The sequence below is a fragment of the Saccharibacillus deserti genome, from assembly GCF_013618475.1.
In the GTDB taxonomy this organism is placed as follows: Bacteria; Bacillota; Bacilli; order Paenibacillales; family Paenibacillaceae; genus Saccharibacillus; species Saccharibacillus deserti.
This window is the reverse complement of the sequence record NZ_JABJVN010000004.1, coordinates 391,517-415,278: the sequence shown is the minus strand read 5'-3', so window position 1 is coordinate 415,278 and position 23,762 is coordinate 391,517. Positions and strand designations below refer to the sequence as shown.

20 protein-coding genes and 1 riboswitch are annotated in these 23,762 nt (G+C 57.0%); all 20 genes read left to right on the top strand.

From position 1 onward, the window contains the following. Positions 1–917 precede the first annotated feature (917 nt). Positions 918–2,744: a right-handed parallel beta-helix repeat-containing protein gene (locus HOP44_RS22810; RefSeq protein ID WP_246369784.1), complete on the top strand. Its 1,827-nt coding sequence runs from the start codon at positions 918–920 to the stop codon at positions 2,742–2,744. Between the two features lie 317 nt (positions 2,745–3,061). Beyond that, on the top strand, positions 3,062–3,862 hold the full coding sequence (locus tag HOP44_RS13635) for a sigma-70 family RNA polymerase sigma factor (RefSeq protein ID WP_172254190.1): 801 nt from the start codon (positions 3,062–3,064) through the stop codon (positions 3,860–3,862). 79 nt (positions 3,863–3,941) lie between these two features. Then, positions 3,942–4,535 carry an ATP-dependent Clp protease proteolytic subunit gene (locus HOP44_RS13630; protein WP_172254188.1) on the top strand — a complete coding sequence of 198 codons (594 nt, stop codon included), beginning with the start codon at positions 3,942–3,944 and terminating at the stop codon, positions 4,533–4,535. Positions 4,536–4,742: 207 nt separating this feature from the next. Beyond that, positions 4,743–5,954, top strand: coding sequence for a GNAT family N-acetyltransferase (locus HOP44_RS13625; protein WP_172254186.1), 1,212 nt, complete (start codon positions 4,743–4,745; stop codon positions 5,952–5,954). A gap of 476 nt (positions 5,955–6,430) precedes the next feature. Then, the gene (locus tag HOP44_RS13620) at positions 6,431–7,372 is read left to right on the top strand and encodes an ABC transporter ATP-binding protein (RefSeq protein ID WP_172254184.1); all 942 of its coding nucleotides are present in this window, start codon (positions 6,431–6,433) and stop codon (positions 7,370–7,372) included. A 2-nt stretch (positions 7,373–7,374) separates the two neighbouring features. Then, the gene (locus HOP44_RS13615) at positions 7,375–8,112 is read left to right on the top strand and encodes an ABC transporter permease (protein ID WP_172254182.1); all 738 of its coding nucleotides are present in this window, start codon (positions 7,375–7,377) and stop codon (positions 8,110–8,112) included. A 7-nt stretch (positions 8,113–8,119) separates the two neighbouring features. Beyond that, positions 8,120–9,307 (top strand): sensor histidine kinase, encoded by a 1,188-nt coding sequence (locus HOP44_RS13610; RefSeq protein ID WP_172254181.1) that lies wholly within the window; start codon positions 8,120–8,122, stop codon positions 9,305–9,307. Continuing rightward, positions 9,304–9,906 carry a response regulator transcription factor gene (locus tag HOP44_RS13605; protein ID WP_172254179.1) on the top strand — a complete coding sequence of 201 codons (603 nt, stop codon included), beginning with the start codon at positions 9,304–9,306 and terminating at the stop codon, positions 9,904–9,906. Before HOP44_RS13610 ends, HOP44_RS13605 begins: the two co-directional genes overlap by 4 nt. An 89-nt stretch (positions 9,907–9,995) precedes the next feature. Further along, complete coding sequence (locus tag HOP44_RS13600) at positions 9,996–10,292, top strand: DUF1294 domain-containing protein (protein WP_172254177.1); 297 nt, start codon at positions 9,996–9,998, stop codon at positions 10,290–10,292. Positions 10,293–10,438: 146 nt separating this feature from the next. Beyond that, positions 10,439–10,873 carry a universal stress protein gene (locus tag HOP44_RS13595; protein ID WP_172254175.1) on the top strand — a complete coding sequence of 145 codons (435 nt, stop codon included), beginning with the start codon at positions 10,439–10,441 and terminating at the stop codon, positions 10,871–10,873. 308 nt (positions 10,874–11,181) lie between these two features. Then, a riboswitch (purine riboswitch) is annotated at positions 11,182–11,283 on the top strand. Positions 11,284–11,557: 274 nt separating this feature from the next. Next, complete coding sequence (purE, locus tag HOP44_RS13590; protein ID WP_172254174.1) at positions 11,558–12,040, top strand: 5-(carboxyamino)imidazole ribonucleotide mutase; 483 nt, start codon at positions 11,558–11,560, stop codon at positions 12,038–12,040. Continuing rightward, the gene (gene purK, locus HOP44_RS13585) at positions 12,037–13,299 is read left to right on the top strand and encodes a 5-(carboxyamino)imidazole ribonucleotide synthase (RefSeq protein ID WP_216667581.1); all 1,263 of its coding nucleotides are present in this window, start codon (positions 12,037–12,039) and stop codon (positions 13,297–13,299) included. Before purE ends, purK begins: the two co-directional genes overlap by 4 nt. Before the next feature lie 166 nt (positions 13,300–13,465). After that, positions 13,466–14,764: an adenylosuccinate lyase gene (gene purB / locus HOP44_RS13580; RefSeq protein WP_172254172.1), complete on the top strand. Its 1,299-nt coding sequence runs from the start codon at positions 13,466–13,468 to the stop codon at positions 14,762–14,764. An 80-nt stretch (positions 14,765–14,844) separates the two neighbouring features. Beyond that, on the top strand, positions 14,845–15,750 hold the full coding sequence (locus HOP44_RS13575) for a phosphoribosylaminoimidazolesuccinocarboxamide synthase (RefSeq protein ID WP_172254170.1): 906 nt from the start codon (positions 14,845–14,847) through the stop codon (positions 15,748–15,750). A gap of 419 nt (positions 15,751–16,169) precedes the next feature. After that, the gene (gene purS / locus HOP44_RS13570) at positions 16,170–16,412 is read left to right on the top strand and encodes a phosphoribosylformylglycinamidine synthase subunit PurS (RefSeq protein WP_172254168.1); all 243 of its coding nucleotides are present in this window, start codon (positions 16,170–16,172) and stop codon (positions 16,410–16,412) included. Between the two features lie 5 nt (positions 16,413–16,417). Continuing rightward, a complete protein-coding gene (purQ, locus tag HOP44_RS13565; RefSeq protein ID WP_172254166.1) occupies positions 16,418–17,107 on the top strand; it encodes a phosphoribosylformylglycinamidine synthase subunit PurQ in 690 nt (229 codons plus the stop codon). Next, positions 17,085–19,346 carry a phosphoribosylformylglycinamidine synthase subunit PurL gene (gene purL, locus HOP44_RS13560; RefSeq protein WP_281367794.1) on the top strand — a complete coding sequence of 754 codons (2,262 nt, stop codon included), beginning with the start codon at positions 17,085–17,087 and terminating at the stop codon, positions 19,344–19,346. Before purQ ends, purL begins: the two co-directional genes overlap by 23 nt. Continuing rightward, a complete protein-coding gene (gene purF / locus HOP44_RS13555) occupies positions 19,331–20,806 on the top strand; it encodes an amidophosphoribosyltransferase (RefSeq protein ID WP_172254164.1) in 1,476 nt (491 codons plus the stop codon). Before purL ends, purF begins: the two co-directional genes overlap by 16 nt. A 777-nt stretch (positions 20,807–21,583) precedes the next feature. Next, entirely contained in the window at positions 21,584–22,624 is a 1,041-nt protein-coding gene (purM, locus tag HOP44_RS13550) for a phosphoribosylformylglycinamidine cyclo-ligase (protein ID WP_172254162.1), read from the top strand. Positions 22,625–23,103: 479 nt separating this feature from the next. Further along, the gene (purN, locus tag HOP44_RS23285; RefSeq protein ID WP_172254247.1) at positions 23,104–23,745 is read left to right on the top strand and encodes a phosphoribosylglycinamide formyltransferase; all 642 of its coding nucleotides are present in this window, start codon (positions 23,104–23,106) and stop codon (positions 23,743–23,745) included. Positions 23,746–23,762: the final 17 nt, after the last annotated feature.

Here is a 23,762-nt window from a genome sequence, read left to right as displayed (position 1 = left end):
TCTAGCGCCGATGGTACTTGGACCGCAGGGTCCCGGGAGAGTAGGAAGCTGCCAAGCCGAAAAGAAAAAGCCTTTACTGTGATCGCGGTAAAGGCTTTTTTGTTGTGTTCTTTTCTTATAGACAGGTTCTCCACATCGCTTGAATAACTTTATATACGAAAGAAGTTGGTGTGGACAGTCTAAGAGAAGTAGATCTGGAAGATCTTACGTTATCCACAATTGAAAACAGCGCATAAAAACCCTCGGAGCCACTTCCTACTCTCATCCGCCAAGACCCATTCATGACTGTAATTTACTTAGAAAAATGTCTTCCATGAATATATATACAGTTATGAACAGGACCAATTTCTCTTTTGCACCGAATAGAGTTCCTAATTTTGCCTCTCCTCTTCTTGGGTGTTCCTAGTCTGTTCCTATGACATAGAATATTGTAATTATTTTCACTTTTGTTTTGAATACCAATTTTAATTTTCTGAAAAAACCTATTCTTTTGCTTACACTACTTACAAGGCAGAACTAAGCAAGCTGATTTACCATTTTTTATTCTTTTAAAGGCAGAAATGGAATGGAAAAGGAAAAAAAGCATCGTTTTTAAAAAGGGAACCCGGACTTTAGTTGTGGATGAGGCAGGGGCTTTTTCCAAAAGTCTGGGTCTTTCGATTCGATAAACTGCAATACTGTAACTTCTTGAACCATGTCGTCGATATATAGAATATAAGCGCAACGCTTCAGGGCGATCATACAACTTCGGAATGAATATACATGCATATTCAATCGACAGTACCGCTGAAGCAGTGACTACCCAATGAACTCCTTTTATATAAAGGCTACCTAAGCACGGTCGAGATCCACAGTGAGGCAGTCGTTCCGTCTCGTTCACTTTTCTGGTTTTTAAACAACATTTGGAGGGATACATCTTGAAAAGAAACAAGATCATTATTGCGATTGCAGCATTGTCTTTGGGGCTCGGAAGCGGCGTGGGGTCGCTGGGTCAAGCTCACGCGGCCACTTCGGAAATCTATAAGGCTTCGCCGGACTTTAGTACAACTTCACAGGGCCTGAAAGGCTGGTATTATAAACAAGGAGCAGGAAGCACTTACTCCGATCTGACTTATGACAGCGTCAAAAAGTCTTGGAGTACTCCGGCAGGCTTTCCTTGGATTTCGGCCAGTGCCCAGTATCCGGGCGATACTACGGATGCTGTCCGTAGATGGACTGCACCCGGACCCGGAACTATCGAGATTACAGGGATCGTCAAAAAAAGCGGCAATAAAGGCGACGGTATTGTAGCCAGCGTTCAAAAAGACAGTACGGTACTCTGGAACGGGCTGATTACTACGCGAACAGGAGACAAGCCGCAAAATGTGGGCGCTGTTCCGGTACAAGCAGGAACCGTGATCTCTTTTATCGTGAATAAAAACGGCACCACCCAGGATGACGAAACGCTGTGGAATCCAAGCATTTCGTTTACCCCGGGAGCCGCAGTGACGCCGACACCAACGCCAACGCCAACGCCGGTACCGACACCAACGCCAACGCCGGTACCAACGCCAACGCCAACGCCGGTACCGACACCAACGCCAACGCCGGTACCGACACCAACGCCAACGCCGGTACCGACGCCGACACCAACGCCGGTACCGACGCCAACGCCAACGCCGGTACCAACGCCAACGCCGGTACCGACGCCAACGCCAACGCCGGTACCAACGCCGACACCGGTACCTGTCGGATTGTCCGTTACGGACTTTGGGGCTGTGGCCAATGACGGCAAAGACGATTATGCGGCATTTGTAGCAGCGGCCAAAGCGGCCAAGGAGCAGAAAAAAACACTGTTCATTCCTGCGGGCGAGTTTACACTGAGCCGCATCCTGACCATCGACAGTATTCGTATGGAAGGCGCAGGCAAGGAATCGACGGTGCTCATGTCCACCAATCCGGATGGCGGATCGATCGACCTCAAAGGCAGCGGCGTACAGCTTCGCAATCTGAAGCACGCTTATCAGACGACGATTGCCAGAGGAAACGGAGCGCATGACAAAAACAACATTACGGTCCGCAGCGCAAGCAACTTTGTCATCGATAATGTCTATGTCAGCAAATCGAGTACGGCGGGAATCATGATGGCTTACGGTTCCAACAATGGTGTGGTCTCCAACAATACCGTTGAAAATACGGGAGCGGACGGAATCCACATGACAACGGAAACCCATCATATTACGGTCGAAAACAATACGGTTATGGGAGTAGGCGACGACGGAATCGCGGTTGTCAGCTACGGTACAAGTCCAACACCGGTCACTAACATTACGGTTCGTGGAAATACGATCGGAAACTTCTCGAAAGCTCGCGGAATTTCGGTAGTAGGCGGAGTTGATGTGACGATCGAAAATAACAAAGTGGCAGACACCATGATGGCCGGCATCTACATCTCGGTCGAAGGATCTTACAATACGCTGAACGTGGATCGCGTCAAAGTCTTGAACAATACCGTTCACCATACCGGTATTCAAGAACCGCAAAACCATCCGAACATTCTGGTTTACGGAGGGACCGGCACGATCGACAACGTCGAGTTCATTGGCAACACCATTACGGACGGCGCGCATCGCGGCATCGGCGTATGGGGAGACGGAACGATCAAGAACGTCAAGTTTGAGCGCAACACCTTGGTCAACACAAACGGCGCGGCAACAACTTTCAAGAACGGGATCATCAAACTGATCGATAACATCGGCTTTTAATATATTTTCAAATGAGTAACACTTGTTCATTTGGAAATATATAATTCATCCAATCTTCTCTCACAAAGATTCGATTCGCGGGGACCAGCTGCAACTGGTCCCCGTTTTTTTATGCCGATATCCCGTTATTCAAAGCTGCCTGCCGCGCCTGTGTTTCAAGCATTTCCGTTTGTTTAAAAATCTTTATATAGTGGTATACCCGTATCAATCAGCAGCGAAACAAAATTCTTCGAAAAGAATAAAATAAAAAGAGAGAGTATCGTTTTCAGAGCTTTTTTCGTTTAAGTTAATGAATCCGGCAAAAGGGAGGGGAGCAAGTGAAAAGGACGGATACGAAAAAGCAGCGGCGCGAGAAAAATCCCGAAGCGCGGCTTGCCCCGCATACAGCAGGCGACAAGGACCTGTTCTCGGACTTGATCGCAGAGCATGGAGAGTCATTGACCAAATACTGCCGATTTCTGACCGGATCCAAAATGGAGAGCGAAGATCTGCTGCAGGAAACATGGCTGAGAGCCTGGTCTGTCTATCGGGAACAAAAACGAAGCTGGAACCGGTCTTATCTGCGCAGTATCGCTTACCATGCCTGGATCGATCGCCTGCGGAAAAAAGGGAAAGAAACAGAAAAAGCGATGTCCAACCTCCTGCGAGAAGAGCCTGAATCCGATCCGCTTCGGCTGTGGTCGGCTTCGGAACGAATCGTGCGAACACTGACACCCGAACAGCGCACGATCTATCTCCTGATGGAATATTTGCGTTTTACGGCAGCGGAAACTTCCCAACTGCTGGGAACGACGGAAGGCGGCGTAAAAGCGTCCCTGCATCGGGCCAGAAGAAAACTGGACGACCGGCAGCGCGGCGACAACGAGGCACGGGACTTACCGGCAGATATCGATCAGGATGAGGCAGGGGAGCGGACTGTATTCGCCTATCTGGAAGCGATCCGACTGCAGGATGTTCGGGCGCTGCTCCTTCTCAGAAACGGAGGAAGCGCCGATGAAGCGTCTGGAGCTGCCCGATGCGCCGTGCGGCTCGGTTCGGCAGAAGTTTCCGGCAGAACCAACAGCCTTGTCAGCGGCGCCGAAAAACTTTCGTTATTTTGTTTTCGGGCGGCTGCCTGACGGTGCTTCTCGGAAGCCGCCGGGGAACTGCTGTTTTTCATCAAAAGCGCCTATGCGCTGTCACAAGGAGGAACTGCCAATGAGTACTTTTATTCCTTATGTCGTGGAGCAGACAAGTCGCGGAGAACGTTCATACGATATTTATTCCCGGCTGTTGAAAGACCGGATCGTTTTTCTTGGCTCTGCGATCGAAGACCAGGTGGCCAACAGCATTACCGCACAGCTGCTGCTGCTCGAAGCGGAAGATCCGGAGAAAGACATTTACTTCTATATCAACAGTCCCGGAGGCGTAACGACGTCGGGGTTTGCCATTTACGACGCCATGCGTCACGTGAAGCCGGATGTGCATACGATCTGTACGGGAATGGCGGCGTCTTTCGCAGCGATTCTGCTGTTGGCCGGAGCTCCCGGCAAGCGCTGCGCGCTGCCCAACAGCGAGATCATGATCCATCAGCCCCATGGAGGCGCGCAGGGACAGGCCAGCGATATTGCGATCAGCGCACAGCGCATCATTCGGACGCGAGAGCGGTTGAACGGGATCGCCGCCGAACATACGGGCCAGCCGGTCGAGCGGATTGCACGCGATATGGACCGGGATTATTTTATGTCCTCCGAGGAGGCATTGGCGTATGGCGTGATTGACCGGATCATCGACAACTCCAAACGCGCCTAGCCAAAAGCTCTTAAACAAACGGCTGCTTCAAAGTTAAGACCCTTCCAGCCCATGGACGGGTCTTTTTTATATGGAAAAGACAGAGGGAGAAGTGGATGAAGTCGAGAATGCGGAAGGAGTTCGGGGCCAAGCGGAGAAAGAACAAGAGTGCCTTTTTGAGTCAAAAGAAACCAACAGGATCGTCACGCGAAAGGGGTAGATCGGGGAATGGAAATCAGACTGCTGACCGAACGGGATTTCGATGCCAATATCGAGTTGTCCCAGTATGCCTTTTTGTATACGTTGAGCGAACAGCAAAAGGAGGAACGACGCGAACGCTTCGGAGAAGAGAAGGTCTGGGGCGTATTCGAAGATCACGAGCTTTGTGCCAAACTGCTGCTTATTCCGCTTGAAGTCTATATCCACGGCAGACCTGTTCGAATGGGGGGAATCGCCGGAGTCGCAACCTGGCCGGAGAAACGCCGCAGAGGGATGGTATCCCGGCTTCTGCGCCGCGCCCTTGAAGAAATGAGAAAGGACGGACAGCTTGTTTCGTATCTGCACCCGTTCTCCATTTCTTTTTACCGCAAGTATGGTTGGGAACTGTTTACGGACAATAAAAATTACACGATCCCTGTGGATAAACTGCCGGCTTGTCAAAATGTGCCCGGACGCGTCGTACGCGAGGTGCGCGATCTGGATATTCTGCAGTCTGTTTATGACCGGGCAATCCGGCGTTACAACGGACCCCTTGTTCGCAGCCGCAGCTGGTGGGAGCAGAGGGTCATGAACGGGATTCCGTACACGGCCGTCTACTACAATGAAGCGGGCGAAGCGGAAGGATACGTGCTGTATGCCATCGAGGAACGCAAATGGATCACGGAAGAAATCTTCTGGCTGAACGAGACGGCGCGGCAGGGATTGTGGGATTTTATCGTCAACCACGATTCCAAATTAAAAGAAGTGCAGGTGAAACTGCCTGTCGACGATCCGTTGCCGCTGCTGCTGCCCGATCCGATGATTAAGCAGGAGATCGAGCCGTACTTTATGGGACGGATCGTGGATGCGGCGGCGTTTATCGAAGCCTATCCGTTTGCGCCGTCCGCCGAAAGCGAGGGAGACACCCGGTTCGCCCTGCAGATCGAAGACCGGGATGCTCCCTGGAACGACGGCCGATGGATCTGGACCGTGTCGACCGACGGATCGGCGCGCCTTGAACCTTTCCTGGTCTCCGGCGATCCTGAACTGCCGGCGAATCCCGCTCTTGCGGCGCTCCCGACCGTTTCCGTTACGATCGGTATCTTGACTGCGTTCCTGCTCGGCTACCGCCGTCCTTCCGAACTCCAGCGCTTCGGCCTGCTGTCAGCCTCCGAAGCTGCCGCAGCGAGATTGGATGCGCTGATTCCGGCCCGTACCCCCTACCTGCCCGACTACTTCTGAACAGCTTACCCACAGCACTCGAATAACTCGCAAAAAAAGCAGATTCCCAAACGTTATCCACATGTGCATAACTTCCCTCTTGACCGCAGCCCTCCCGCTGCGGTCTTTTCCTGCTCTCCGCCCTCCGATTCGACAGCAGTCCTTGACTGCGCTCTCGAATCCCCTGCCCTTAATCTTTTACTCTCGAGAGTAGGCCTTCAAATCTTGAAGCCTTAAGTCTTCCTCCTCCACCCCACCTAGGAGACGACGGATTTCCGAACCGAAGCGACTTTGGATTTCCTCCCCTTCCTCTGATGCTTTTATTAAATGAAGGGGAGGAAACCAAGCGGAGCGCAGGTCGGAAATCCGTCGTCTCCCTATCCGCCTGACAACTGTCACCCAAAACCCGTGACAGTCCATACTGATCCCGCGCGTGCGATTTCCGTAAGATAAAGACATCAAGAACAGCGGCAAACCAAACAAGCGGAGGCGATCCCATGACAGCGGTAATCGAACTGAAAAACGTGGTCAAGACATTCAAAAACAAAAAAGCGGTCGACGGAGTCAGTTTTACGATAGAAAAAGGAACGATAACCGCAATGCTCGGGCCTAACGGAGCGGGGAAAACGACGACCCTGTCGATGATGCTGGGACTGCTTCAACCGAGCGAAGGAAGCGTGAATCTGCTGGGCGGGTCACCGGAGGATCGGAGCATCCGCGACCGGATCGGCGTCATGCTGCAGGAGGTTGCCGTTATGGACGGGCTGAAGGGCAGAGAGCTGATCGACCTGTTTCGCAGCTACTACAGCCGACCGGCCGACCGGGAGGATCTGATCCGCCTGAGCGGCTTGAGTCCGGCGGATCTCAATCGGAGCGGACAGAAGATGTCGGGCGGACAAAGACGAAGCCTAGGCTTTGCTCTGGCGATGGCGGGCAATCCGGAGGTGCTTTTTTTCGACGAACCGACGGTCGGTCTGGACACGACGGCGAGGCGCCGTTTCTGGGAAGAAGTCCGGAAGTTGGCGAAGCAGGGCAGGACCGTACTGTTCTCGACGCATTATCTGGAAGAAGCGGACAGTGAAGCCGATCGGATTCTGCTGTTCGATCAGGGGAAATTGGTGGCCGACGGAACGCCGGATGAAATCAAGCGCACCTTGGTCAAGCGAAGCGTCTCCTTCCTCCCGGAAGCGACGGGTACCGATTGGCAGAAACGGACAGCCGGGCTGCTCGGCATGCGGATGGAAGCGGAAGTAGAGGTCACCGAGTCCGGTGGACGCATTATCGTTACAGCCGAAGATACCGACGCGGTGCTGCGAACCCTGATCGAATCGAATTTGGGCATCCGGGATATTCGGATTGATGTCGGGCGTCTCGATACGGCTTTTGAACAGCTTACTCAGGGAACACATGCTCAAGTCGATACCCAGGAGGCGATCTAATCATGAAGAGTTTATGGATGCAAAGCAGAGCGGAAATGTTGCGGATTCTTCGCAATCCTTATTTCGTCTTTTGGTCCCTGGCGATGCCGATTTTGTTTTACTTTATCTTCACCCGGATCTTGAACGGAAACATGCCGGATCTGAAAGAATGGCAGGCGCATTATCTGATGTCGATGGCCGCTTTCAGCGTGATGGGCACATCGGTGATGACGTTTGGCCTCCGGCTCGTGCAGGAGCGGACGCAAGGCTGGTCGACCGTTCTGCGTACGACCCCGCTGCCCGGTGCCGTGTATGCCGCAAGCAAGATGTTCGCTCAACTGCTGCTTAACCTGCTGTGCATTATCGTGATTTTCACTTCGGGTTGGCTGATCAACGGCGTTCATCTGAGCGCGGCACAGTGGCTGATGGCCGGGTTGTGGATCGTTGTCGCTTCACTGCCTTTCCTGGCGTTGGGCGGACTGATCGGCTGCATGAAAAAGGTAGACACGGCAAACGGGATCAGCAACGTTCTGTATATGGGACTTGCTATCTCCGGCGGGCTGTGGATGCCGTTCGAGATCATGCCGGAGGCTGTGCAGCGGGTCGGGAAATGGCTGCCTTCCTACAATTACGGCGATGGAGCCTGGTCGATCGCGGCGGGCGGAAGCCCTTCTGCGCTCAGCGTACTTCTTCTGCTCGGCTACCTGGTTGTTTTTATGGTAGTATCGGGATATGCAAGAAAAAAACAGGAGGCGGTGTAAGCAAGCGATGAAAAATATCGGAACCTGGTTTCGGCTGCCTAAAAGGTTCGGAATCGTTCCTTATATCTTTCTGATGTATCTGATCTTTCCGATCGTAAGTCTTCAGGGCAAGCCAGACTCGGTCAAATTGCTCATCTACATACTGGTTGCCGTATTCCTTGTCGTTTACCGGCAGATTTACTGGGCCAAAACCGACCGGGGATTCAACGCTCTGCTGCTGATTATGATGCTGCTGACCTCGATATTCACTTTGTTGGGCGACATCGGCAACTTGTATCTCGGGCTGTACTGCTCTTTTTTTGTCGGATGGATTCGGGGTCGAAAAACGTTCTTCGTTTTCCTTGGTCTGCTGCTGACCCTGGGTGTTGTCCCGCTTTTGTTTTCGACGAGAACGCTTGAGATCGCAGATATTATGGCGGTTATCCCCTTTTTCATTATTTTGGCGGCGATGCCTTTTGCTGTTCGTTCGGTTAATCGGCAGATTGAACTGCGTCAGCAGTTGGCCGCGGCCAACGAGCAGATCGGCGAATTGATGAAAAAGGAAGAACGGATGCGGATTGCACGGGACCTGCACGACACGCTCGGCCATACGCTGTCGTTGATTACGCTCAAAAGCCAGCTGGTGGAACGTCTCGCGCTCAAAAATCCGGAGCGCGCGCAGCATGAAGCGAGAGAAATTCAGGAGACGTCGCGCGCCGCGCTGCGTCAGGTGCGCGAGCTGGTCTCGGAGATGAGGGCGATCAAGCTTAACGAGGAATTGATCGAGTCCCGGGAGATGCTGCGCACGGCGGAGATCATGATGCATGTGGAAGGGATAGAAAGGTTAGAGGGCGTTTCGGATATGACCCAGAATATTCTCAGTTTGTGCCTAAAAGAAGCGGTGACGAATATCGTCAAACACAGCCGGGCGCAAAGCTGTACGATTACGCTGAATCAAAGCGGATCAGAGATCGAGATGAAGGTCGAAGACGATGGCATTGGACTCTATGGGAAAAGGGAAGGGCGACAGGAACATCAGGGGGAAGGCAGCGGATTGGAAAATGTAGGCGGCGGCAACGGACTCAAGGGGATGCGTGAGCGTCTGGCGCTGATCGAAGGTACGCTTGTACTTGCGCCGGGGCCGGGCCGGGGCACGGCTTTGAACGTGAAGATCCCGGTAGTTGTGCGATCCGGGCAAGGAGGCGGAATAGGATGATCCGTATTATAATAACCGAAGACCAGCGTCTTCTGCGCGGAGCGATGGCTTCGCTGCTCAGTCTGGAAGACGATATCGAAGTGGTCGGCGAAGCCGGAGACGGCGAAGAAGCGCTGCGGTTGATCGAAGCTCTCAAGCCCGATGTCTGTCTGATGGATATCGAGATGCCGAAGGTCAGCGGTCTGGACGCGGCCGAGCGTTTGAAAGCCGCAGGGTCTCCGTGCAAAGTGGTCATCCTGACCACCTTCGCCCGCCCCGGCTATTTTGAACGCGGGGTCAAAGCCGATATCCGCGGCTATCTGCTCAAAGACGAGCCGATCGAGAAGCTGGCCGAAGCGATTCGCCGCGTGATGCAGGGCCACCGCGAAGTATCGCCGGAGCTTGTGTTCGGCAGTATGAGAGAAGAGAATCCGCTGACGCCGCGCGAGCAGGAAATTCTGCGTCTGGCCGCGGGCGGCAGCAGCGCCGGAGAAATTGCGGAGCAGCTGCATTTGTCATACGGCACGGTACGCAATTATATCTCCGAGACGCTCGGCAAGCTGGCCGTCAAAAGCCGGATCGAAGCCGTAAAGCTGGTGGAGGAAAAAGGATGGATCTGAACGGAGGTTCCGGTAGGCGTGAAAAAGGCCGAAACGGAGCCGCTTTGTCGGAAAGAAACGGGTTGTACGGAAACGGGGTGGAATAAATCATGGCTCTTACGATTCCCTGGGCGGATCCGGCGCTTGCGGCCTGGTTGTTGATCCTCAATATCGGATCTTACGCCGTAATGGCGTCGGACAAGCGCCGGGCCAGGAAAAATGCGCGCCGGGTTCCGGAACGCACGCTGTTTATTTGGGCGGCTGCAGGGGGAGCGCCCGGAATCTGGCTGGCGATGCGCAACAAGCGGCACAAAACGCAGCACAATTCGTTCAAGTTCGGTGTCCCGGCGCTTCTGCTGCTCAATATCGCCGTATACGGAACTTTGTTTTACTGGTTGAACCGATAAAAAGCCGAAAAGGCGGAAAAGCAAGCAAGGACGTTTGAGTTTTCTTTTCGAAAGGGTAATAATGAAGAGGAACGGATGTCCGGTTGGGAAGATCCGGCAGAACCGGAAGGATTCCGAATTCGAAAGGAAGAAAGAGGTGCTTGATTATGCTGTTCTCCAAAATTCTGGTGGCCTATGACGGTTCCAAAGCGTCGAACAAAGCACTCGACCGCGCGGCAGCGCTGACGAAAGCTTCGCCCGGCACCGTATTGGAAGTGCTGCATATTTACGATTACCCGCGCTTTTTCGTCGGAGACGGCATTGCGCCGGTACCGGGCAGCGTCAACAAAGAGTTCTTCGACCTCGCGGAGCAGACCGTGGAAGAAGCGCGTCGGCGCCTGCGCGAAGCGGAAGTGGATGCACGGATCGAGATGCGCCAGGGAGCGCCTGCCGTGCTGATTCTCGAATATGCCAAAGAGCTGGATGCCGACCTGATTGTCATCGGCAGCCGCGGTCTCGGTGCGATTCGCGAATTCGTGCTCGGCAGCGTCAGCCACAACGTGGTGCAGCAGGCCCGTGTTCCGGTGCTGGTCGTGAAGTAAATCGAAATATGCCCGCCTCGTGAAGCCGCATGGCAAAAACGAGAAGGGAAGGCCCGGGAAACGCGCTGCGTTTTTCGGGCCTTTTGACGTTTGGAGCACGCGGAGCGACGGAGCGTTATTCTGCATGAAATTTACAAATTCGGCGCACAGCGGGTTACGGAAGGCGGTTTTGTTCATATTTTGCTTGGTTGAAGTGAAAAAGCGAACATTCGGATTTTACCATTTTAAAATGTTCGGTTTTTAATTTGACACGGCATGTACGGAATTGTTAAACTGGAACAGAAGTCGGGCGCGTGTCACCGCGTCTTCGAAACGAACTGAACATTCACCGTATAACGCCGGGAATAGGGCCCGGAAGTATCTACCCGGGAACCGTAAATTCCCGGACTACGGAATAAACGATAGGCACGGCGGCTGTTGACCTGCCGCCTGAGGCTGTCTAAGGTTCCGATTCCCGAACCGTCGACAGCCGGCCCCCGCTCTTGTTTTTCCCGGACGAGAATCCGCTTCCCGCCTGCTTCTGCAGGCCGCGTAACGCGCGTTTTCGTCTGTGCTTGTCCTGGCGGACAAGGGAAGAGCAGGCCAATCCCGTTTTTTCCGAGTCCGGATTCCCGAGAGATCATTGCGATTTTGAGGAAGTACCGGACTTTTTCTATTTAAATCGATCGATATGGAGCGTGAATTATGTCTTTGCAGGTAGCGGTCATCATGGGAAGCACATCCGATTGGGAAACGATGCAGCACACTTGTCGGATCCTCGAGGAACTTCAAATTCCGTACGAGAAAAAGGTCGTCTCGGCTCACCGTACGCCGGATCTGATGTTCGAGTACGCCCAGCAGGCACGCGGACGCGGCCTGAAGGTCATTATCGCCGGCGCGGGCGGCGCGGCGCATCTGCCGGGCATGGTTGCGGCCAAAACGCCGCTGCCGGTCATCGGCGTGCCGGTCCAGTCGGCCGCGCTCAAAGGCATGGATTCGCTGCTCTCGATCGTGCAGATGCCGGGCGGCATTCCGGTCGCGACGGTCGCGATCGGCAAGGCCGGCGCGATCAACGCCGGACTGCTGGCGGCGCAGATCGTCGGCGCTTTCGACGACGCGGTGATGGACCGCGTCTCGGCCCGCCGCGCGAGAATCGAGCGCGAAGTGCTGGAAGCGGAGCTGCCATGACGGAAGGCATGAACGGAAAGGCACAAGGCGGAGCGGCGGAAGCCGGGCGGCAACCGGGCACGGCGGGCGAGGCTGCGGCGGTGGAGCGCAGCGCAGACGGCGGGAAACAGGCTCGCGTGATCGCGCCGGGCGCGACGATCGGCGTGCTGGGCGGCGGCCAACTGGGCCGCATGATGGCGCTGGCCGGAGCGCCGCTCGGTTACCGGTTCGTGGCGCTGGACCCGGCGCCGGACGGCCCCAGCGGGCAGGTGGCGGCGCAGATCGTCGCCGCCTACTCCGACCAAGAAGCGGCGGCGGAGCTCGCGCGGCGTACGGATGTGATCACGTACGAGTTCGAGAACGTGGACGCGGAAGTAGCCGCTCTGCTCGAAGAGCGGTCTTACGTGCCGCAGGGCAGCCGGCTGCTGTACACGACGCAGCACCGCCTGCGCGAGAAGGCGGCGCTGGAAGCGGCGGGCGCGACGGTTGCCCCGTACGCGGAGGTCAAGAGCGAAGCGGAATTGGACGCGGCGGTGCAGCGTCTGGGCACGCCGTGCGTGCTCAAGACCGCAACCGGAGGCTACGACGGCAAGGGACAGTTCGTGATCCGCGACCGCAGCGAAGTCGCGTCGGCTTACGCGGCACTGGCTGTCACCGGCGCCGAGCTGGTGCTGGAACAGTTCGTCTCGTTCCGGTGCGAGATCTCGGTTATCGCGGCGCGCAGTTCGCTCGGCGAGACGAGCACGTTCCCGCCGGCGGAAAATATTCACCGCGGCGGCATCCTGCACGCTTCGATCGTGCCGGCCCGGGTACCGGCGGACGTTCTCGCCGAAGCGGAGCGGCTCGCCGCCCGCATCGCCGAATCCTTCGGCGCGGTCGGGCTGCTCGCCGTCGAGATGTTCTACGGCGAAGACGGTCGGCTGTACGTGAACGAAGTTGCGCCGCGGCCGCACAACTCCGGCCATTACACGATGGAAGCCTGCACGACTTCGCAGTTCGAGCAGCATGTTCGCGCCATCTGCGGGCTGCCGCTCGGAAGTCCCGAACTGCGGACGCCGGTCGTCATGGTCAACGTCCTCGGCGAACATCTGGACGGCGTGACGAAGCTGATGTTATCTCCAGGCAGTCTCGGCACGGAGGCCGTTCGGCCGAAGTTCCATCTCTACGGCAAGGCCGAAGCGAAGACCGGCCGCAAAATGGGACACATCAACCTGCTCTGCGGCGATACGGCCGACGCGCTGCGTTGGATCGACGAAGCCGGCATCTGGCCGGTGGGATAACGCGGCAGGATCCATTTTTGACGTAAATGAACAGAGACGATGCGCATCCTTGCGGATTCGCCCTATATAATGGAAGAAGATCCGCGCACCGCGGCTGCCTTTTAGTGAACGGTACCGCCGAACCGCGCCGGAACTCAAATTTTATCCTTTGGAGGCTATACCCCTTATGATCGAACGTTACAGCAGACCGGAAATGCGCAGCATCTGGAGCGAAGAAAACAAATTCAAAGCGTGGCTGGAAGTCGAAATTTGCGCCTGCGAAGCCTGGGTCGAACTGGGCGTCATTCCGCAGGAAGATGTCAAAAAAATTCGCGAAAATGCGACTTTCGACATCGACCGCATCTACGAAATCGAGCAGGAGACGCGCCATGACGTGATCGCGTTTACCCGTGCCGTCTCGGAAAGTCTCGGCGACGAGCGCAAATGGGTCCATTACGGCCTGACTTCGACGGACGTTGTGGACACGGCGCTCGGCTACCTGCTGCTGCAGGCCAATCAGATCCTTGAACGCGATATCCTGAATTTTATCGAAATTTTGAAGGATAAGGCGATCGCTTACAAGAGCACGCCGATGATGGGCCGCACGCACGGCGTACATGCGGAACCGACGACTTTCGGTCTCAAAATGGCGCTGTGGCACGAAGAAATGAAGCGCAACCTGGAGCGTTTCCGCCATGCCGCCGACGGCGTGCAGTACGGCAAAATGTCCGGAGCCGTCGGTACATACGCCAATATCGATCCGCGCGTGGAAGAAATCGTCTGCGCCAAGCTCGGTACCAAAGCCGCTCCGATCTCGACCCAGACGCTTCAGCGCGACCGCCACGCCGAATACATGGCATCGCTCGCCCTGGTCGCGACGTCGCTCGACAAGTTCGCGACGGAAGTGCGCGCGCTCCAGAAAAGCGAATTCCGCGAAGTCGAAGAAGCGTTCGCCAAAGGACAAAAAGGCTCGTCGGCGATGCCGCACAAACGCAACCCGATCGGCAGCGAGAACATCTCCGGCTTGTCCCGCGTCATTCGCGGCCATATGCTGACGGCGTACGAGAACGTGGGCCTGTGGCACGAACGCGATATTTCGCACTCGTCCGCGGAACGCGTCATCCTGCCGGACGCCACGATGCTGCTCAACTACATGCTGAACCGGTTCGGCAACATCATCAAGAACCTGACCGTGTTCCCGGACAACATGAAGCGCAACATGGAGCGCACGTACGGCGTGCCGTTCTCCGGCCGCATCCTGACCAAGCTGATCGACTCCGGCATGAGCCGCGAGCAGGCGTACGACACGGTCCAGCCGAGAGCGATGCAGGCGTGGGAAGAACAGCGCAGCTTCAAGGAAATCGTGCTGGCAAGCCCGGCGATCACCGACGTGCTGAGCGCGGAAGAGATCGAGGACGCGTTCAATCCGGCCTGGCATCTGAAGCATGTCGACACGATCTTCGCGAAGCTCGGATTGAACGAATAGGCTGTAGAAGGATCGTCGGACCCGGGCGAACAGAGCCGGGCCCGGCGTACCCATCCGTTTGTTAAGGGGGAAAAGCAATCATGTTCGTATCTTCGCAGGCCCTGTCCACCGCGGAACATCTGGTGGACGCGCCGCTGCTCTATAAAGGAAAAGTACGCGAGCTGTACGACCTCGGCGAACATTACCTGATCGTCGTGACCGACCGGATCTCCGCGTTCGACTACGTGCTCGATCCGGCGATTCCGTTCAAAGGCGACGTGCTCAACAGCCTGAGCGCCTACTGGTTCGACCAAACCGCCGATCTGCTTCCGAACCATGTCGTCCATACGGACGTGCTGAAGCTTGGTCCGATTGCCAAAGATCCGCTGGCGCTGAAAAGCCGCATCATGGTCACCCGCAAAGCGGAACGCATCGATATCGAATGCGTCGTGCGCGGGTACATTACCGGCGGCGGCTGGCGGCAGTATCAGGCGAACGGCCGTATCAACGGCATCGAACTGCCGGAAGGCCTGCGCAAAAACGACCGGCTGCCGGAACCGGTCTTCACGCCGGCCGCCAAGAACGACGTCGGGCATGACGAAGACATTCCTTTTTCCAAAATGGAAGAACTCGTCGGAGCCGGCCTGGCCGCCGAACTGCGGGAGAAAAGTCTCGCGCTGTACGATTTCGCCCGCAAGCGCTGCACGGAGAAAGGCATCATTCTCGCCGACTGCAAATTCGAGTTCGGCCTGGTCGACGGCAAAGTCATCCTGATCGACGAGATCTTCACGCCGGATTCTTCCCGCTTCTGGGCGGAAGACAAGTACAAGCTCGACGTCGAGATCGACAGCATGGACAAAGAACCGGTACGTGCCTATCTGTCGAGCACCGATTGGGACAAAAACAGCGCGCCCGATCCGCTTCCCGCGGCGGTCGTCGCAGAAACGACGAAGCGCTACCTCGGCATCTACGAGCGGTTGACCGGCAAACCGCTGATGGGGCTGTAGGCTGATAGGGCTGCGGTGCAGATGTAGGGCAGCTGCAGCCGGCAGGTATTCAAGCCAATGTGATCATATTGAACACAGTTCTGGCGAAATGCAGGCTCCATGGAGAAAAAGTATTCAAAACAGCAATATTTTATCCGTCTGCAGTCTGAAATGAACGAGATCGTCGCTAAAAGTAGTCGAAATGATCACTTTTGAGCGCGTAAATCGATTTTAGAGCTTAAAAGTGTTCAAAATGATCACATTCGCTTTGATCAGGCGGCGTTTGCCGGATTATTGTGCTCCGTCGTCCAAGCGTGTCCCGTCAGGGACGAAAGCGGCTCGCCGCGCAAACCAACACCATTACACAGCCGACTTCCCGATCCCGCCGACGTTTTCGACAAGCCAAAAGATTCGGGAAGGGCTTATCCAGGAGGATATCCATGAAAGCCAAAGTCTACGTTACCATCAAACAAAGCGTACTCGACCCGCAGGGCGTTGCCGTGCAGGGCGCGCTGCACTCGCTCGGCTTCAACGAAGTGGAAAGCCTGCGCATCGGCAAGTATATGGAGATCGAACTCGGCGACGTGACTCAAGAAGAAGCCGAAGGACGCGTGAAATCGATGTGCGAGAAGCTGCTGGCCAATACGGTCGTCGAAGACTACCGCTACGAACTGGAGGGTTAATTCCGATGAAATTTGCAGTCCTCGTGTTTCCCGGTTCCAACTGCGACATCGACTGTTACAAAGCGGTGGAGAACGTGCTTGGCGAACCGGTCGATTACGTCTGGCATACCGCGACCGACCTGACTCCCTACGACTGCATCATCGTCCCGGGCGGTTTCTCGTACGGCGATTACCTGCGCTGCGGCGCGATCTCGCGGTTCGCTCCGGTCATGAACGAAGTGGCGAAAGCGGCCGAAGAAGGCAAGTTCGTACTCGGCATCTGCAACGGTTTCCAGATCCTGACCGAAGCCGGACTGCTCCCGGGCGCGCTGCGCCGCAACATGTCCATGAAGTTCGCCTGCCGCGATACGGTACTGAAGGTGGAGAACAACGCTACGCCGTTCACCCGCGACTACGAAGCCGGCGAAGAAATCGTCATTCCGATCGCGCACGGCGAAGGCAACTATTACTGCGACGAAGCTACGCTTGAAGAGCTGCGCAGCAACAACCAGATCGCGTTCCGCTACAAGAGCAACCCGAACGGTTCGGTCGACGATATCGCCGGCGTGACGAACAAAGCGGGCAACGTACTCGGCATGATGCCGCACCCGGAACGCGCCGTGAACGAGATTCTGGGCACGACGGACGGCAAAAAGATGTTCACATCGATCATTAACGCTTGGAGGGAACAACATGACGCAGCAAATGTCCGTTAAAGAACCGACGGCGGAGCAAATCGCGGATCAGCAAATTTACAAACAGATGGGTGTATCGGACAGCGAGTTCGAGCTCATCTGCGGTTTTCTCGGCCGTAAACCGAACTACACGGAAATCGGCGTTTTCAGCGTCATGTGGTCGGAACACTGCGCATACAAGAACTCGAAGCCGCTGCTGCGCAAATTCCCGGTGACCGGGCCGCGCGTCCTGATGGGGCCGGGCGAAGGCGCGGGCATCGTCGATATCGGCGACAACCAGGCGGTCGTGTTCAAGATCGAAAGCCACAACCACCCTTCGGCGGTCGAGCCTTTCCAGGGCGCGGCGACAGGCGTCGGCGGCATCATCCGCGACATCTTCTCGATGGGCGCGCGTCCGATCGCGTCGCTGAACTCGCTGCGCTTCGGCAAGCTTGAGAGCGACCGCGTCAAATACCTGTTCGAACACGTGGTCAGCGGCATCGCCGGATACGGCAACTGTATCGGCATCCCGACGGTCGGCGGCGAAGTGGTGTTCGACGAGAGCTACGAAGGCAATCCGCTCGTCAACGCGATGTGCGTCGGCCTGATCGACCACGACAAGATTCAGCGCGGCGTGGCCAAAGGCATCGGCAACCCGGTGTTCTACGTCGGCCCTCCAACAGGACGCGACGGGATCCACGGCGCGACGTTCGCGTCGGAAGAGCTGACGGAAGAATCGCAGGAACGCAAAACGGCGGTACAGGTCGGCGATCCGTTTATGGAGAAGCTGGTCATGGAATCGTGCCTCGAGCTGATCGACAGCGGCATCGTCGTCGGCATCCAGGACATGGGCGCGGCGGGTCTGACCTGCTCCAGCTCCGAAATGGCGAGCAAAGCGGGCAACGGTCTGGAGCTGTACCTCGATCAGGTGCCGCAGCGCGAAGAAGGCATGACGGCGTACGAAATGATGCTGTCGGAGTCGCAGGAGCGCATGCTGTTCGTCGTCGAGCCCAAAGACGAAGCGCAGGCGATGGAAATCTTCGAACGTTGGGGAGTTATCTGCGCGAAAGTCGGCAAAGTGACGGACGACGGCCGCCTCAAGCTGCTGCACCACGGCGAAGTCGTCGGCGATATGCCGGTGAACGCGCTGGTCGACGAATGCCCGATCTACGACAAGCCTTCAAGCGAACCGGCTTACTACGCGAAGAACGCGCTGGTCGACACGACGGCTTACAACGAAGTGACGGATCTTGGCGGCGCTTTGAAAAAAGTGCTGGGTTCCCCGAGCGTGGCGAGCAAAGCGTGGGTCTACGAGCAGTACGATTACATGGTGCGGACGAACACGGCCGTGCGCCCGGGTTCGGATGCGGCGGTCGTAACGATCGACGGCACGCGCAAAGCGCTTGCGATGACGACGGACTGCAGCGGACGCTTCGTCTACCTCGACCCGGAAGTCGGCGGCCGTATCGCGGTCAGCGAAGCGGCGCGCAATATCGTCTGCTCCGGCGCGGAGCCGCTTGCGATCACGGACAACCTGAACTTCGGCAGCCCGGAGAAGCCTGAAATCTTCTGGCAGATGGAAAAAGCGGTCGACGGCATGGCGGAAGCGTGCCGCGAACTCGATACGCCGGTCATCGGCGGCAACGTCAGCCTGTACAACGAAAACGCCAAAGGCTCGATCTATCCGACGCCGGTCGTCGGCATGGTCGGCCTCGTGCACGACGTGGACCATATCACGACGCAGCATTTCAAAGGCGAAGGCGATATTCTGGTCCTGACGGGACTCACGCGCGCCGAACTCGGCGGAACCGAGTTCCAGCAGGTGATCCACGGCGTGACGGAAGGACGTCCTCCGCAGCTGGATCTCGCGGTCGAGAAAAAGCTGCTCGGCGGCGTGCTCGAAGCGATCCAAAGCGGCCTTGTCCGTTCGGCGCACGATCTGTCGGACGGCGGCCTTGCGGTTGCGCTGGCGGAAAGCTGCATCGGCGGCGGATTCGGCGCGCAGGTGAGCCTGCATACGGAAGAGATCGGCGAAGCGGGACTGCGGGCGGACTTCGCGCTGTTCAGCGAAAGCCAGTCGCGTATCCTGCTGTCGACGACGCCCGAGAACGCGGAAGCGCTGCTGAGCGGCCTTCACGCGCACGGCGTGCCTGCGGCGAAGATCGGACGCGTATCCGGTCTGCAATTGCATATCACGGTGGACGGCAAGGAAGTGCTCAGCGAAGAGATTCATACACTCAAACACGTCTGGGAGGATGCGATTCCATGTCTGATGAAGTAAAGCAGCCGCTGTGGACCGGGGATTACTACAACGAGGGAGCGGGTCAGATCGACCCGTTTGACACGCTGCGCGAAGAATGCGGCGTGTTCGGGGTCTACGGACACCCGGACGCCGCTTCCCTGTCCTACTACGGCCTGCATGCACTTCAGCACCGGGGAGAGGAAAGCGCGGGGATTTGCGTCAGCCAGCATGATCACTTCAACTATCATCGCGGTTTGGGCCTTGTCAAAGAAGTCTTCGACAAGGATACGCTCGCCGGTCTTCAGGGGAATAACTCGATCGGGCACGTTCGCTACTCGACGAGCGGGGGCGGCGGCTTGACCAATGCCCAGCCGCTTGTGTTCAAATACAAAGGCGGCGACATCGCCGTCGCCACCAACGGCAATATCGTCAACGCGCCGGAAATCCGGCGCGAGCTGGAAGAGAGCGGTTCGATCTTCCAGACGACGAGCGATACGGAAGTGGTGGCGCATCTGATCGCCCGCTCGCCGAAAGACTTCGTCGAAGCGGCGAAAGACGCCATGAACCGGATGGTCGGCGGTTACGCGTTTATGCTGCTGACGCATGACAAGCTGCTGGTCGCCTGCGACCCGAACGGCCTGCGTCCGCTGACGATGGGCCGCCTCGGCGACGCGTACATCTTCACGTCCGAGACGTGCGCGCTGGAAGTGATCGGCGCGGAGATCGTGCGCGACGTCCGTCCGGGCGAGATGCTCATTCTCGATCAAGACGGGCTGCGCGAAGACCGGTTTACCCCGATGCAGCGCAAAGCGCTCTGCGCGATGGAATACATCTACTTCGCCCGCCCGGACAGCGACATGAACGGTTCGAACCTGCACTCCGCCCGCAAACGCATGGGCAGCGTGCTGGCACGCGAGCAGTTCGTCGATGCCGATATCGTCACCGGCGTACCGGATTCCAGTATCTCGGCCGCGATCGGCTATGCCGAGCAGACCGGTATCCCGTACGAACTCGGTCTGATCAAGAACAAATATACCGGCCGAACCTTTATCCAGCCGAGCCAGGAACTGCGCGAGCAGGGCGTCAAAATGAAGCTGAGCGCCGTGCGCCGCGTCGTTGACGGCAAACGCGTCGTCATGATCGACGACTCGATCGTGCGAGGCACCACTTCGCGCCGCATCGTCTCGCTGCTCAAAGAAGCGGGCGCCACGGAAGTGCATGTGTGCATCACGTCGCCTCCGTTCAAAAACCCGTGCTTCTACGGGATCGACACGCCCGACAGCCGCGAACTGATCGCTTCGATGCGTACCGTCGAAGAGATCCGCGAGGAGATCGGCGCGGATTCGCTGGCGTTTCTCAGCTACGAAGGACTGATCGAAGCCGTCGACGGCGACGACCGGGAATCGTACAAAGGCGGACTGTGCATGGCCTGCTTCGACAACGATTATCCGACGCAGGTGGATTTCGGCGGGGATGAAAAAATTGGGTGCGGGTGTTGATGCGGGTGCTGGAGGTGCGGTGGGAGGTCGCTGCGGGTAGAGGGGCCTTCCGATCGCTGTTTCAATCCGATTCCTTCATTAAATAACTTAGTTAGAGGCGGGAATCGGATTTCAAAGGCGACCACTTCGTTTCTTCAGGCTCCCTCTACCCTCCGCTTACCTTGGCGCATCTTCAGCCGCCCCGCACCCGATTTTGGGCAGGGGTAGAGGGAGCGAAGGGCCGCTTTTTCTCCTCGGTGAAAAAGCGGGTAGGGCTAGAAGCTTGGGCTTGGCTTTGCCGAAGCCGTAAGGAGTAAGGATATAGGATTGGTGTTAGTGAAGAGGGTAGAAGCAAATGTGTAGGCCCGCTATTACTGAAGTTGCAGAGAACAGCCGTTGGAAACCTGGAGCTGTTGGTTCGGGTTTTAGAGGGCCGGTCAATGCATCATTAAAAGCTTCTCTCATACAAGTTTGTTTATAGCGTAATTATTTCTTTGAAGGTATGTCTTTTTCGGATGAAATTGAAAAGATCTTTTAACTACCCCAATTTCAGATCCAAGCGCAGCTTGGATCTGAAATTAAAAGGTTTCAGGAAGCGACAGCGGAGGGAGAAATTCAGTGAAAGACGCCTTTGAACTCGGAAAGATTCCGCTGAAAATTTAATCGTACTTTCCGAGTGAGACAGCGAACTAAAGCCTTTCGAAGAAAGGCACATCGGAAGCATATGCTAACGAATTTCCCCCGCAGCGCCCCAGCTTCTCCAACAAACCTAATTTAATTACAAAGGATGTGTCGGTTGTGTCTGAAGCCTACAAAAATGCCGGAGTCGATATCGCGGCGGGCAACGAAGCGGTCGAGCGGATGAAAAAGCACGTCAAGAAAACGTTCCGTCCGGAAGTCATGACGGATCTGGGCGGGTTCGGCGCGCTGTTCGGTCTGAACAAAGACGCTTACGAAGAGCCGGTGCTCGTCTCCGGAACGGACGGCGTCGGCACGAAGCTCAAAATCGCGTTCGCGATGGACAAGCACGACACGATCGGCATCGACGCGGTCGCCATGTGCGTGAACGACATTATCGTGCAGGGCGCGGAACCGCTGTTCTTCCTCGACTATCTGGCGACCGGAAAAGTGGTGCCGGAGAAAATCGAAGACATCGTCGCGGGCATCGCGGACGGCTGCCTGCAGTCGGGCTGCGCCCTGATCGGCGGCGAGACGGCGGAGATGCCGGACATGTACAGCGAAGGCGAGTACGATATCGCGGGCTTCACGGTCGGCATCGTCGACAAAAAGAAAATCATCAGCGGCCAGTCGATTTCGGCGGGCGACGCGGTGATCGGGCTGGCTTCGAGCGGCGTGCACAGCAACGGATTTTCGCTCGTGCGCAAGCTGCTGCTGGAGCAGCACGGCTACCAATTGACCGACGAAGTGGCGGAACTCGGCGGCACGCTCGGCGCAACGCTGCTTGAGCCGACGAAGATCTACGTCAAGCCGGTGCTGCAGCTGCTGAAATCGATCGAAGTCAAAGGCATGGCGCATATTACGGGCGGCGGCTTTATCGAGAACATCCCGCGGATGCTGCCGGAAGGCGTGAACGTCGAGATTCAACGCGGCACGTGGCCGGTACTGCCGATCTTCGACCTGATGCAGGCCAAAGGGAATATCTCGGACAGCGACATGTACACGACGTTCAATATGGGCATCGGCCTCGTGCTCGTCGTCGCCGAAGCCGACAAGGAAGAAGCGCTGCGCCAACTGCAGGAAGCGGGCGAATCCGCGTACCTGATCGGCCGCGTCACGGAAGGCGAGAAAGCCGTGACCTTCTCGGGTAACGCGCAATGAGTCGCGGCGAACAGGAGATGCGGACGGTCACTGACGCCGTTTCGGCGGCCGACGGATTCCAAACGCCGATCGAGCAAGGTCAAGCGGAATCGGCTGCTTTGACGGACAGCTTGAACAGCGTATCCGCCCGGCCGCTCGGCTTAGGTCCTACGCCGAACGCTTCCGAAGAAGAGGTGCCGCAAAAACCCGGCCCGATGCCTGCACTGCCCGACGAGCCCGCAGTGCCGACGATACCTCTGCCGGATCCGGAACCAACAGTACCGGCGCCTGATCCGCAGCCTAACCCGGTCATTCCCCAGCCGGTGACGCCAGGCGGCGTGCCTGTTCCTGACGTTCCGCAGCCCGTTACCCCGGGCGGCATCCCCGCTCCGGGCGCCGATCCGTCGGTTGATCCGCTGACGCCGCCCGGACTTCCGGCCGTCTCGGAACCCGGCGAAGCTCCCGGCGCGGAGAGCGATCCGGCCGCGCAGCTGCTGGAGCTGGAACAAGCGCTCGCGCAGGGCGAAGGACCGGAGCGGCCGTACCGGATCGCGGTATTCGCGTCCGGATCGGGCAGCAACTTCCAGGCGCTGCTGGACTCGGCGCAATCGGGACGTCTGGGCGCTCGGATCGCGCTGCTCGTCTCCGACAAGCCGCAAGCGAAGGCCGTGGAACGTGCCCGGGCGGCAGGTGTGCCGGTGTTTGCGTTTTCGCCGAAAGACTATGAATCGCGCCAAGCCTACGAGCGCGAGATTCTCGGCGAGTTGGCGAAAGCGAAGATCGACCTGGTCGTGCTCGCCGGCTATATGCGGCTGATTACGGATGTGCTCGTCGAGCCTTACGCGGGACGGATGATCAATATCCACCCGTCGCTGCTGCCGTCTTTTCCGGGCAAAGACGCGGCGGGCCAAGCGGTCGAGCACGGCGTTCGCCTAAGCGGGGCGACGGTGCATTTCGTCGACGGAGGCATGGACACGGGGCCGATCATCGCCCAGAGGGCCGTCGAAGTGACGGCCGACGATACGGCGATCGAGCTGCAGCTGCGCATTCAGGAACAGGAGCGTCTGCTGTATCCGGAAGTCGTCTCGTGGTTCGCGGCCGGCCGCGTGAAGCTGGAAGGGCGCCGGGTGCTGTTGTTTTAAACGTATTTTGACAGAAG